This window comes from Clostridium disporicum (genome assembly GCF_001405015.1).
Classification (GTDB): domain Bacteria; phylum Bacillota; class Clostridia; order Clostridiales; family Clostridiaceae; genus Clostridium; species Clostridium disporicum_B.
In genome coordinates this window covers 18042-31328 of sequence record NZ_CYZX01000015.1, presented here as the reverse complement: position 1 = coordinate 31328, position 13287 = coordinate 18042, and the positions used below count along the sequence as shown (strand labels likewise).

The following is a 13287-nucleotide window of genomic DNA, read 5'->3' as shown; positions in this document are numbered from 1 at the left end:
TTAGTGTATGCCCATATATGTTTATGAAGGAAAAACATTAAATGGATCTGTGGAAAAAGGTAAAGCTGAATATTTAAATATAAACGCAGCTAGGGAATCTCTTAGAGGAAAAGGCATATTTATTAATTCTATAAAAGAAGAGACTGCAAGCATGAATATAGAGTTTAATTTTAAAAAGAATATACCTTACCAAGACTTAGCTATATTTTGCAGGCAGTTACATTTTGGACTAGCTGCCGGAATACCTATTCTTAGAGCTATTGGAATGATAAAAGATCAGATAGAACATAAAAAACTAAAGAGTATTTTAACTAATGTATATGAGGAAATTCAAAAGGGGTCAGCTCTTTCAGAAGTATTAGGACAACATAAAGAAATTCCTTATATGCTAACAGCTATGGTTGAAGTAGGAGAAGCTACAGGGAATATTGATCAAATAATGGGGGAAATGGCTGAGTATTATGATAAGCAACATAGACAAAAGAAAACTATTGATGCGGCATTAACTTATCCAAAGTTCCTATTAGCTTTTTCAATATGTATAGTTATAGGTCTGGTAACCTTTGTAGTTCCAACATTTGTTGATTCGATTTTATCAGCAGGACAAGAGCTACCATTACCAACTCAAGCGCTAATAGCAATAAGTGATTTTATTAAAAATAATTTCTTATTATTAACGGTAGTAGCAATTGGTTTATATATTATTAAATTAACTTTAATAGATACAAATCCAAAAGTTCAATATGAAAAAGATAGATTTTTGGTAACTAACAAAAAGTTATCACCAATAACACAACAGATATTCACGGCAAGATTTGCAAGAACCTTTGCACTTTTGGTACAAGGGGGAATGAGTGTTATGAATGGGTTAGAAATAGCAGGTAATGCTGTTGATAATAGATATATTAAAAAAATGATTGAAGAATGTAACTACATGATTCAAAAAGGACAGGGCATAGGTGATTCTTTAGAAACAAGAAAGATATTTCCTAAGATGATGACTCAAATGATGAAGGTCGGGGAAGAAACGGGAAGTATAGACGATATACTAAAGAAAACTTCAGAATACTATGAGATAGAAGCAGAATTTGCTATCAAGAAATTAACAGCTTTAATAGAGCCGGTAATGATAGTGTTTTTAGCATTTATAGTTGGCTTCGTAGTAATATCACTAGCAATGCCAATGTTCCAGGTAATGGGAGCAGTTTAATAGTTAAATAAAGATATATAGGGATAGACCTTTATATATAATAAATAATACATAAAATGGAGGAAATAAAAATGAAATTAAACAAAAAGAAAAAAGGATTTACATTAATCGAACTTATGGCTGTTATTGCTATAGTAGCAATATTAGCAGCAGTACTTGTACCAACTGTATCTGGATATATTAACAGATCTAAGAAATCAGCAATAGTTACTCAAGCTAGAACTGTTGTAAATGCAGTAGAATCTTATAATGCTACATCTGAAAATCCGTTAATAGAAACATTAACTGATTCAGGTGAGTTACCAATATCTACTACATTAGTATCAGCACTTCCTTCTATTGTTGGAACAGATATATTAGATTTAAATGCTATAAGTAAATTAGGAAATATGACATTAGCAGAGGCTAAAGCAATAAATTTTGACTCTGATGCAATAAAGAATTTGAAAATATATCCAGATGGTGTATTTGCTAGATATAAAGAATTAAGAGTTGCAGCACATACTGAATTAGTAGGAGAAGAAGGTTCAGAACAAGCAAAATACCCTGTTACTAATATAAAATAACTATAAGTAGTAAAATTATAAAGCTGTCATAAGACAGCTTTATAATTGATATTTTGATAGGTGATTCTTGAGGTTTTTATAGTATAAAAATATAGCGATTAAGTGTTTTATACTTGATAAGATTCAGTTGGGTATTGAGTTTCTGATTTCATAATAAAATTTTAAGGGTTATTAGGATAAAAAATAAGATTAAAAGTAAATTTACTTTATCAACTAATTTAAAGGTATTTGATAGACAGTACTTAGGTGAATCGTAAAATTACAAATTTTAAGAATGTAAATTATATAGTTAAGTAATATACATATTGAAGTAGTTTATCTCTGAATTTTAATAGGTTCTTATTATTAAAAGTAAGTTAAAAAAGGTGTATTATGATTATAAAAAAGTATAAAAAAGGATTTACTTTAATTGAATTAATGGCTGTTGTTAGTATTGTAGTAATATTATTGGCTATAACTACAGCGATAATAAATGGATATGTTGATAGGGCTAATAAAGTCAATGTAATAACTCAATCAAGAGATGTAATTCAATATTCTATATCTAGTAATATAGAAATTGGTAGTGATATTAAATTAGGTAATTTAGTTAATAATAATGTGTTTTCTGATTATGAAGGAAGGTTAGACTATCTTCAGGATGATATTAGTATCAATACATTATTAGCAATAAGTGCTGACCAAGACGCTTTAAATAAAATTAAGCTTAAGGATAGAAAAATAGTTGAATGGACTGGGGAAAATTCGTATAAGAAAAGTGATGACTAATTGTAGTATATATTTAAAAGTTATATAGGTTAAATTTATATAATTTTTAAATGTTATATTAACTTAATATAATTGAGGAGGTAAAAAAGTGGGTGTAAATAATAAAAAGTTAGCTATACAAATTACAGATTCAGCTATAAATATTCTTATTGCTAATAAGAATAAAATATTTGAATCAACATCTATAGATTTAGATGATGGTATTTATAGTGATGGTAACATATTAGACATAGATAGATTAGTACATAAACTAAATGAGTATTTAGATGTTAATGCAAGAGATGTTAAAAATGTATCTTTTGTTTTAGCTGGTTCAGATATAATTACAAGATATATTGAGGTTCCCATTCTTAAGGAAGATGCATTAAGACAAGCTGTTCATTTCGAGTTTAATCAATTTATACCTGAAATTGATGATTATTATATGGATTATGAAATAGTTGAAAAGATAAATACTAAGGAAAAGAAGGCTTATAAAATTGTACTTGTTGCAGCAGGTAGAGAAAAGATTAATGAGTTTGTTAAAATAGCAGATAAAATAGATAAAGAGTTAGATGTAATTGATACTTTATCAAATAGTTTAGTTAGAAATTTAAAAAGTAGTAAGTATTTAGTTACTGAGGAATCAACAGGTATAATTTATTTAGGGGCTGACAGTTCTATACTTAGTATAGTTGAAGATAAGGCTTTAAAATTTGAAAAGAATATTCCTTATGGAATAAACAATATATTTTATGAAACTTATGATGAAGTAGCAGCTACTACAGTTGATAACGTACTTGATTATTCTCAAAAATCAAAAATAAGCTTTGAAGCTTTATTAAGCAACATTAATAATATTATTAGATTCTATAATTCTGATAGAACTAATAGACCGATAAGCAATTTAGTTATTATATCTGTTAATAACACTATTGAAGGAATAGAAAGATATTTTGAAAAATATTTTGAGCTTCCTTGTGTAGCAGTAAATCAATCATCTGATTTAAATTTAAAGGTAAGGTTTAATGAAAGATTTACGACTTTTATGCCTTGTTATGGATTATTGTTAAGAGGAAATGATAAAAAATTACTTAATCTAAATCCAATAGTTATTAATAAAGAAGAGAATAAAGAAAATCTGGACAGGTCATTATTAAGAGCAACAACATTAGTAATTTGTGTAATGGCGGCAGCGTCAATACCATTCTTTATTATGAATAAGATTATAAGTAAAGATATATCTGGATTAGAGGCTGAAGTTGCTAAGTATACAGAAATAGTTCAAAAAAATACTGAGCTAAAGACAAACAATGCGAGAGTAGAGAGTTTTATAAATAGAATTGAATGTGTAGGGGATAATGCTACTAAAACTTCTGTAATAATATCAAAGTTAAATAGTTATGTGCCAAAAGAGATAACCTTTAATAGTATGTCTTTTTCTGATTCAGGTTCAATTAGTATAAGTGGAGAGTCAACTACTTATTACTCAATACCAGAGTTTTTAGCAAACCTTCAAATGAGTGATGAGTTTTCTAATGCGAAGATTATCAATATAACGCCTATAGAGAAAATTGTTGTAACTACGAATTTAAGAAGTATAGCTTCCTCAGGTAATAATGAAGTTACATCAGTTACGAAGGTAGAAGAGGATTCAAAGAAAATAGTAGAAGAAAATACATATTCAAATGTAGGTAAGGGAACAAATGAAGAAAATATAACTTTATCAGGTTCATCAGCTAGCAATGCCCAAAGTACAAATGGAATAGGGAGTTCAAATAATACCAATACTACTTTAAGTTACAATTTTTCGATTTCAATTGAGGGGGTAAACAAAGATGGAACAGGAGCTAAATAGCCTTGAACAACCTAAAAGACAAAATAAAGTTGTTGAGTGGTTAAAAGCACAAAGTAAAAAAGATAAGATAATTTTAGCATCTACTACAATAATAGTTTCTGTTGTTTTATCGTTAAGATTTGCTATACTACCTCAGTTGGAAATCTATACAAATAATTTAATGAGGTTAGATCAGCTTAATGCAGAAGTTGCTAGAGTAAAAAGATTACCACAAGAAAATAAAATATTAGAAGAAAAGGCTGAAGAACTACAAGTTTTATATGAAAATGCATTAGTAAAGCTACCTAAAACACCAGAATTAGCACAAGTAGCTTATGATATAAGATATTTTGTAAGAGATACTAATGTAGAGTTATTTTCATTAGGATTTTCAGAAGGTCAAGTTGGGGAAGATGAGATTGCTAAAAAAGATGAAGTTAAAACTGATGAAAATGGTGTTGTAACAGAAATTGATAGAGGACTTGAAGGGGGTAATACGCAAACTACAGAAGTAGCACCGGAGCAAGCTGTAAGTAAACAAGTTGTAAGCATATCAGTATCAGGGTTACATAAAGATATTATGTCTTTTATAAAAAAAATAGAAAATTATTCAAGAATAGCAGATGTTTCAAATATATCTTTAAGTAAAGGCGAAGATAAAAAACTAAACGCAAGCATCACAGCTAATTTCTATAATTTAAATTATGAGGAGAAAGAAAACTATGAGTTCAATGATGGAATTTACGGCAGAGAAGACTCCTTTAACTAAAAATATTGACAAGAAGAAAGGGATGACACTAGTAGAAATAATGGCTGCTATGGCCATCCTTTCTATTTTATTTGTAGCTATAAGTGGATTAATGATAAATACAGTTAAAATTGAAAGTAGAGCAGATAAAATATTAGAAACAAATAATTATTTAAAATCTGCATTATTAGTATTTGATGAGAAAATGGCTGATGTATCAGAGTATATAGTTGAAAAAACTATTGAATTTAGTAACGTAAATGAAATGCAAAGAAGAATAGTAAATAAGGACTATAGTTCAACAGGTAAATACAGTATGAATATAAAATCAGAGCTGCAGTCAGATGGACTATATAAGGTAATTGCAACTATGCAAAATAAAAATATAGAAGAAACAAAGATTTTAATAGTTAGTAAATAAGGGGTGGGATAAAGTGAAGAAAAAGAATGGTTTTACTCTTATAGAATTGATGGTTACATTGTCAATAACGGTATTAGTTACTACTATGGTAGGATCAGTATTTATTCAAGGTTACAAAATATTAAATAGAACTGATAACAAATCAGCTATACAAGATGAAGTTAGAAATGCAATTATGAAGATAGAAGGTGAAGCATTGACGGCTTCTAAAATTAAAATTAGGACAACTGATGCGATTAATTCTTATAATAGCAAAAGTGCGAAGGAATTATTATATTTAGATAAAGTTGATGAAAAAATAGTATATATTGAAGTTGTAGAAGATTCAGCTAATAATACTAATAAATTTGTAGAAGTGAAACTTAATAACGACAATACTTTTAAGGAAGAAAAAATACTTATAAATACAATCCAGGGAAATGTAGCAAGTAACTTTGCATTAAATTCAAATATAGAAGATAAAGTTGTAAATATAAACTTTAATAATGTTATAAAAGGAAATCAAAGTAGCGGAGAAAATTATATAGTAACACTAAACTTAAATGTTGCAAGTGATATTAAGATTGAATTTGGAGATGAATCATCTGAAGTTACACCGGAAATACCAGAAGGTGGTAAGGAAGATTCAGAGGAAGAAAAAGATCTTTTGGACAAGCTAGGAGAACATTATTTAACTATAAGCGGAGAAATGGAATTTCAATCAAATAGTACACATGTTGAAGTTAAAGGTAATGGAACTTTGGGATATGGAAGTACATCCGGAAATAAAGAGCATTTTAAGGTGGGAGCTGAAAAGATTTTTCAGAATGGGATAGATAAATTAGGTTTAGATAATTTAAATAAAGAAGAACTTATAATAACTGAGTCATGGAATATAAAGAATCATAAGACATACCAAGGATATAATGGATTCAAAATTATATTTGTTAATGGAGATATTCATATAGGGGAAAAAAATAATGATAATATATTACTTAATAATACAATAATAATTGCTACTGGAAATGTTGAATTTGAAAAAAATGATATTAATCTAAGAATGGAAGATAGTTTAATATACGCAAATTCTATTAAGTTTCATAATAAGTCAGAAGTGATTTTTACGAATACACTTACATCTCAAGAGATACTTAATAGAACAAAAGATAAATTACAGGAAATGATAAATTATTATAGTCAACCTTTAAGTGTTGATTTTTCTATAACTCATTCCTGGGATAATGGAGCTAAGTATAAAATACTAATAACTAATAATACTGATAAAGATATTTCATCGTGGCAAATTGAATTTGATGTTGAAAAAGAAATTATAGAGTGTTGGGCTGGTATAGTTGAAAAGGTAGCTGATGGAAGGTATAAAATAAAAAATCAACATTGGAATGGGGCTATAGCAAAAGGTGGAGGTATTGAGATAACTGGAAGTTGTGCAGGCGGAGTAGATAAAATAGAAAATGTTAAAACAACTTGTTCGTAAAGGAGAAGATATGAAAAAGAGAGGATCAGTATTAGTTTATGTAATAGCGATTACATCTATCTTAATGGTATTAGGAACAGTGGTATCTTCTGCTGTTGTTTCTACTACAAAGTATAATGAAGAGCATAGTCAAATAATTGATTTAGAGTTAGCGGCTAAATCAGGGCTGAATATTTTCTTGAAAGAATTAACAGAAGATATAAATCATGCTAAGAATCAAAAAGATATATCATTGCTTCCTAGTGAGTTAGCTGAAATAGATAGTGGTATTACTGCATTTAATGGAATTAAGGTAACTAAAAAAATAACTAGAGATACAATTTTAGATGCTGGAGTTTTAAGGCAGTATAAGTACACTATTTATAGTAAAGCTACTGAAAATCAAGGAAGTTCATCTAAGGAAGTAAATCAAGTTATTACTGTTAATATTAATGGAGAAAGTGGGAAAAATGAAGAAGTAGTAATTAATCCTATTAATTTTCTTAATATAAAAGGGAATTTAATATTAGGTGGATTAAATAAAAGCGAATCTGAAAAAATAGTTATTGGGGGTACCTATAGTAATGAGTGGGGAGATGGAAGTGTAAAGAAAGATTCAAGTTTATCTGAAATACAATTTAATATAAAAGATGATAGTATAGATAAATTTTTAGATAGGTATAAAGTAGAAGATATAATTAAAAATAATATTTATATAAATCAGCAAAACTTAGAAAAATATAAAGTTGATTACAATGATTATAATATTGTGACTATAAATTTAAATCATGAAAATAAAATTATTTATGAAGATATAGATTGTAATGGTAAAGAATTATACATTACCTTAAATAATAGTGAATTGATTGTTGATGGAGATATATTGGATAATAGAAAATTATATGTTGAGATGAATAATAGCAAGTTGATTATTAATGGTAATATAGAAAGCACAGGTCAATTAGATCTTATTATTACTAATGGTGAGGTAAATGTAAATGGTTATATAAGAACAAGTAATTCAATAATAGTAAATATGGAATCAAGTATTTTAAATATTGACAGTAGCTATAATATAACTGGCAATAGTATTGAATCTACTGCTAATCAAATATCCATAACTATGAATCATGATAATGTAATTGATTTAAATGGAGGAATGAAGTCAAATAATAATTTAGATATATTTATGTATAAAAATAATAATATTATTATTAGAAATGGGGATATATACTCCGGAAGTATATCTATTAATATGTCGCTTGAAAAGGAGAAAGGTAATTCAAAGAATGTTATCAAGATAAATGGGAATATTAATGCAACTAATAAAAATGATATAGATTTAAAATCAAGTGATAAGATTTATATTGTAGGTAATATTGTATCACAGGGGAATTATACAAATTTAAAAGTGTACAATAAAAGCCAAGTGCGTATAGATGGTTATATTAAAGCACAAAACAATATTTCTATAGATGCATCGGAATCTAGTGTGGCTATAAAAGAGATGAAGTTTAATGATAGAGGGAGTGTTGAAATAAAATTAAAAGAAGAAAGTGCTTTGATTCAGGAAGGTATATATGCAAATAATATTAGTATAGGTAATACTAGTGATAGTATGATAGTAGTGAATGGATATATAGATACAAATAGTATGAGTATTAATTTGATAAATAGTCCTTTTTTTATTAATGGATACGCAAAGATACATAGTTTGGATGGAACATTAAATAATAGCATCTTTATTGTAAATGGAGATGTTAATTATAATAATGGTAAAAGTAATAGTATTTCATTGACAAATCAAAATAAAAGCTGTGTGTATATAGTTGGAGATTTAACAAGCAATTCTATAACTTTAAATTCAAATGAAAATATAAATCCAGATGAATATGTAATAAATAAGTTAGTAGAATTTGCTGTTTATAAAAATTAAGTTCATAATAAAACAATTATTGACAAGCTATATCTTATAAACTATAATAGTAACAATAACAAAATACGAACAATAAAGACTGCTTATATATCCCCCTAATATGGAGGGGAGTATCTACCGGAAGCCGTAAATTTCCGACTATAAGTGAAGTTTGATATAGCTTGTTTTTGCAAGGATTTCTTAGCATAGGCATATTATCTTCACTTAATGAAGATAATATGTCTGTTTTTTTTATAATTAAATGTTTAAGGGGATGAAGGATTATGGCAAAAATACTAAAAACAGCTTATACATTCGATGATGTATTATTAGTACCAAATAAATCAGAAGTGTTACCTAATCAAGTTAGTTTAAAAACTAAGTTAACTAAAACTATTACTCTTAATATTCCTTTAATGAGTGCTAGTATGGATACAGTTACTGAATCTAAGATGGCAATTGCTATGGCAAGAGAAGGCGGAATCGGAATTATACATAAAAACATGCCAATTGAAGAGCAAGCTAGAGAAGTTGATAGAGTTAAGAGACAAGAAAATGGTGTAATAACTGACCCTATTTTCTTAAATGAAAATCATACAGTAAGAGAAGCTTTAGATTTAATGGCTAGATATAGAATATCTGGGGTTCCTGTTACAAGAGGAACTCAATTAGTTGGAATAATAACTAACAGAGACATAGTATTTGAAACAAATTATGATAGATTAGTTTCAGAAGTTATGACTAAGAGTCCATTAGTTACTGCTCCAGAAGGAACAACGTTAGATCAAGCTTTAGAGATATTAAAGACTCATAAAATTGAAAAATTACCTTTAGTTGATAATGAAAATAACTTAAAGGGGCTTATAACAATTAAAGATATAGAAAAGGTTAGGGCGTTTCCAAATGCAGCAAAGGATTCAAGAGGTAGACTTCTTTGTGGAGCATCTGTTGGGATAACAGCTGATATGATGGATAGAGTTGATGCTTTAGTTAAAGCTCAGGTAGACGTCATTACTTTAGATACAGCTCACGGTCATTCAAAAGGTGTTATTGAAGGTGTTAAGAAGATAAAAGCTAAATACCCTGAACTTCAAATAATAGCTGGTAACATAGCTACAGCAGAAGCTACAAAAGATTTAATAGAAGCTGGTGCTGATTGTGTTAAGGTTGGTATAGGGCCTGGGTCAATATGTACTACAAGAATAGTTGCAGGTGTTGGTGTACCTCAATTAACTGCAGTTATGGATTGTGTTGAAGAAGCTGTTAAATATGGTATACCAGTAATAGCTGACGGTGGATTAAAATATTCAGGAGACATAGTTAAAGCATTAGCTGCTGGAGCATCTGTTTGTATGATGGGTTCAATGCTTGCAGGTTGTGAAGAATCTCCAGGTGAAACAGAAATATATCAAGGAAGACAATATAAAGTTTACAGAGGAATGGGTTCTCTAGGGGCTATGGAGAAAGGTTCATCTGATAGATACTTCCAAAATGGAACTAAGAAGTTTGTTCCGGAAGGAATTGAAGGAAGAGTTGCTTACAAAGGATATGTAGCAGATACATTATATCAATTAATGGGTGGAATAAGATCAGGGATGGGTTACCTTGGAGCACCTACATTAGTTGACTTATATGAAAATGCAACTTTTGTTATCCAAACTTCTTCAGGAATAAGAGAAAGTCATCCACATGATGTAAAGATAACTAAAGAAGCACCAAACTACAGTGTAAGTGAATAGTTTGACTATTTAATAGTTTCTAATTAATTATTAAAATAGAGTTTTAGAGATAATTTATATTTAAAATTAATAGATTTGAAATTGGGGAGAAAAGATATATAGGCTTATATACAAACAAAGTTTTTATATTTTTTCTCTTATTACGTTATATATGCGAATTATTTTTAAAAAAATAAAGTAATTGTTCATATTTATGTTGAAAAATGTACAATTTTACGAGATAATAAAGAAAAATACATTAGGGGGATTCTTAATGAATAAAGAATTAGTATTAGTACTTGACTTTGGTGGTCAATATAATCAATTAATAGCAAGAAGAGTAAGAGAATGTAACGTTTATTGTGAAGTTCATCCATATAATTTAAGCATTGAAAAAATAAGAGAAATGAATCCAAAGGGAATAATATTTACTGGTGGACCTAACAGTGTTTATGGAGAAGATTCTCCATTATGTGATAAAGCTATATTTGAATTAGGAATACCTGTACTTGGTATCTGCTACGGTTCACAACTTATGGCTCATGTTTTAGGTGGAAGTGTTGCAACTGCTCCTGTAAGTGAATATGGTAAGACAGAAGTTGCTGTAAATAATAAATCTAAATTATTTGATGGAGTAGAATCTTCAACTATATGTTGGATGAGTCATACTGACTACATAGAAAGAGCTCCAGAAAACTTTAATATAATAGGACACACTCCAGTATGTCCAGTAGCTGCTATGGAATGTGAAGAAAAGAACCTTTATGCAGTTCAATTCCATCCAGAAGTTATGCATACTCAAGAAGGTACTAAGATGTTAACTAACTTTGTTAAGAATATCTGTAACTGTTCTGGAGATTGGACAATGGATTCTTTCGTTGAAAAGACAATACAAGAAGTTAGAGAAAAAGTTGGAGATGGTAAAGTATTATGTGCATTATCAGGTGGAGTTGACTCATCTGTAGCTGCAGTACTTTTATCAAAAGCCGTAGGTAAGCAATTAACTTGTGTATTTGTTGACCACGGTCTACTTAGAAAAAATGAAGGTGATGAAGTAGAAGCTATATTTGGACCAGAAGGTCAATATGACTTAAACTTTATAAGAGTAAATGCTCAAGAAAGATTCTATGAAGCTCTTGCTGGAGTAGAAGATCCAGAAACTAAAAGAAAAATTATTGGTGAAGAATTTATTAGAGTATTTGAAGAAGAAGCTAAGAAGATTGGTACAGTTGATTTCCTTGTTCAAGGTACAATTTACCCAGATATAATTGAAAGTGGACTTGGAGAATCAGCAGTTATTAAGTCTCACCATAATGTTGGAGGACTTCCTGACCATGTTGATTTTAAAGAAATAATAGAGCCATTAAGATTATTATTTAAGGATGAAGTTAGAAAAGCAGGACTTGAACTTAACATTCCAGAACATTTAGTATTCAGACAACCATTCCCAGGACCAGGACTTGGAATAAGAATAATAGGTGAAGTAACAGCTGAAAAAGTTAGAATAGTTCAAGATGCTGACTATATCTATAGAGAAGAAATAGTTAAAGCAGGAATTGATAAGGAAATAGGACAATACTTTGCTGCATTAACTAATATGAGATCAGTAGGGGTTATGGGAGATGAAAGAACTTATGATTATGCTATAGCTTTAAGAGCTGTAACTACTAGTGATTTCATGACTGCAGAATCAGCAGATCTTCCATGGGAGGTACTTGGAAAGGTAACAACTAGAATAGTAAATGAAGTTAAAGGTGTTAACAGAGTAATGTACGATTGTACAGGAAAACCACCAGCAACTATTGAATTTGAATAATATACATAAAATATAAATTTTAAATCAAACAAAAGAGAACCATTGAAATAATTTCAGGGGTTCTCTTTATTTTTAAATGTAGTATTTTGTTGTAAAAGGTATTATGGTAATAATTGACATGACATATCGTGTGCTTTATAGTATAAATGTGGGAAAAATTAGGTATGAGGTGAGAAAATGGATAAAGATAATAAAGTAATAGATGGAAATGATAATGATGTAGTAGATTCAGTAGAAGAAATCTCACAAAAAAGTATTAGTGATGCTCAGAATGTTAATAGTAGTGAGGATTGGAAGGTTGTTCAAAAATCTGAACACAAAGGCTCAAATGTATTAAAGGCGATTGGAATTGCTATAGCTATAGTCGTTATTTTAGGTGGAATGGCTTGGAGTGGAATGAAGTTTTATGATTTATCTCAAGCACCGACATATAACAAACCAGAAGGTGAACCTAATCAAGTTGTAGGAAATAATAAAGAAGATTCTGAAGAAGAACCTTCACAAGATGAGAATCACACAATTACTGTTGATGAGCAGAGAATGATAGAAATAAATGAATATGTTCATCATATGGCAAATACTATAATATTAGCTATTGATGGTAAAATAAATGGGACAAAGAAAATTACTATGGAAACTATAGATGAAGCTTTGAGTATGGTAGAAGAAGTTGATTGGTATTTGTATAAAGAAATAAGCAAATGGAAAGAAGGAGACTTCAGTAATGGTGTAGAAGTACATAACTATGTATGGAAAAACCTTGATGGAGAAATTGGAAAAGCAAGTAAATTAGATGAAGCTGCTATAGAAGCTGTAAAAACTAATTTAGGATTATAAGATATAGTGTTAATGAAGA

At 28.9% G+C, this 13287-nt stretch carries 11 protein-coding genes and 1 riboswitch; all 11 genes read left to right on the top strand.

The features are described from left to right. Positions 1-7 precede the first annotated feature (7 nt). Positions 8-1210 carry a type II secretion system F family protein gene (locus tag ARA56_RS10795; protein ID WP_055266565.1) on the top strand — a complete coding sequence of 401 codons (1203 nt, stop codon included), beginning with the start codon at positions 8-10 and terminating at the stop codon, positions 1208-1210. A gap of 71 nt (positions 1211-1281) precedes the next feature. Next, positions 1282-1776 (top strand): type II secretion system protein, encoded by a 495-nt coding sequence (locus ARA56_RS17045; RefSeq protein ID WP_055266563.1) that lies wholly within the window; start codon positions 1282-1284, stop codon positions 1774-1776. Between the two features lie 372 nt (positions 1777-2148). Next, complete coding sequence (locus ARA56_RS10785; RefSeq protein ID WP_055266561.1) at positions 2149-2544, top strand: type IV pilin protein; 396 nt, start codon at positions 2149-2151, stop codon at positions 2542-2544. A gap of 88 nt (positions 2545-2632) precedes the next feature. After that, positions 2633-4381, top strand: coding sequence for a pilus assembly protein PilM (gene pilM / locus ARA56_RS10780; protein WP_055266559.1), 1749 nt, complete (start codon positions 2633-2635; stop codon positions 4379-4381). Continuing rightward, the gene (pilO, locus tag ARA56_RS10775; RefSeq protein WP_055266557.1) at positions 4362-5129 is read left to right on the top strand and encodes a type 4a pilus biogenesis protein PilO; all 768 of its coding nucleotides are present in this window, start codon (positions 4362-4364) and stop codon (positions 5127-5129) included. Before pilM ends, pilO begins: the two co-directional genes overlap by 20 nt. Continuing rightward, complete coding sequence (locus tag ARA56_RS10770; protein WP_055266555.1) at positions 5083-5529, top strand: PulJ/GspJ family protein; 447 nt, start codon at positions 5083-5085, stop codon at positions 5527-5529. The genes pilO and ARA56_RS10770 overlap by 47 nt, the downstream gene beginning before the upstream one ends. Positions 5530-5542: 13 nt before the next feature. Continuing rightward, positions 5543-7003, top strand: coding sequence for a cellulose binding domain-containing protein (locus ARA56_RS10765; RefSeq protein ID WP_055266553.1), 1461 nt, complete (start codon positions 5543-5545; stop codon positions 7001-7003). 10 nt (positions 7004-7013) lie between these two features. Continuing rightward, complete coding sequence (locus ARA56_RS10760) at positions 7014-8918, top strand: autotransporter outer membrane beta-barrel domain-containing protein (RefSeq protein ID WP_172675764.1); 1905 nt, start codon at positions 7014-7016, stop codon at positions 8916-8918. Between the two features lie 63 nt (positions 8919-8981). After that, positions 8982-9079, top strand: a riboswitch (purine riboswitch). A 102-nt stretch (positions 9080-9181) separates the two neighbouring features. Continuing rightward, positions 9182-10636, top strand: coding sequence for an IMP dehydrogenase (guaB, locus tag ARA56_RS10755; protein WP_055266549.1), 1455 nt, complete (start codon positions 9182-9184; stop codon positions 10634-10636). A gap of 253 nt (positions 10637-10889) precedes the next feature. Next, positions 10890-12431, top strand: a complete 1542-nt coding sequence (gene guaA, locus ARA56_RS10750; RefSeq protein ID WP_055266547.1) for a glutamine-hydrolyzing GMP synthase — start codon at positions 10890-10892, stop codon at positions 12429-12431. A gap of 177 nt (positions 12432-12608) precedes the next feature. After that, positions 12609-13268 carry a DUF6241 domain-containing protein gene (locus tag ARA56_RS10745; RefSeq protein WP_055266545.1) on the top strand — a complete coding sequence of 220 codons (660 nt, stop codon included), beginning with the start codon at positions 12609-12611 and terminating at the stop codon, positions 13266-13268. The last annotated feature ends 19 nt before the right edge of the window (positions 13269-13287 follow it).

Coding starts and splice junctions, on each gene's coding strand:
- pilO (WP_055266557.1), top strand. CDS start 4,362: ATGGAACAGGAGCTAAATAGCCTTGAACAACCTAAAAGACAAAATAAA.
- ARA56_RS17045 (WP_055266563.1), top strand. CDS start 1,282: ATGAAATTAAACAAAAAGAAAAAAGGATTTACATTAATCGAACTTATG.
- ARA56_RS10760 (WP_172675764.1), top strand. CDS start 7,014: ATGAAAAAGAGAGGATCAGTATTAGTTTATGTAATAGCGATTACATCT.
- guaA (WP_055266547.1), top strand. CDS start 10,890: ATGAATAAAGAATTAGTATTAGTACTTGACTTTGGTGGTCAATATAAT.
- ARA56_RS10795 (WP_055266565.1), top strand. CDS start 8: ATGCCCATATATGTTTATGAAGGAAAAACATTAAATGGATCTGTGGAA.
- ARA56_RS10745 (WP_055266545.1), top strand. CDS start 12,609: ATGGATAAAGATAATAAAGTAATAGATGGAAATGATAATGATGTAGTA.
- guaB (WP_055266549.1), top strand. CDS start 9,182: ATGGCAAAAATACTAAAAACAGCTTATACATTCGATGATGTATTATTA.
- ARA56_RS10770 (WP_055266555.1), top strand. CDS start 5,083: ATGAGTTCAATGATGGAATTTACGGCAGAGAAGACTCCTTTAACTAAA.
- ARA56_RS10785 (WP_055266561.1), top strand. CDS start 2,149: ATGATTATAAAAAAGTATAAAAAAGGATTTACTTTAATTGAATTAATG.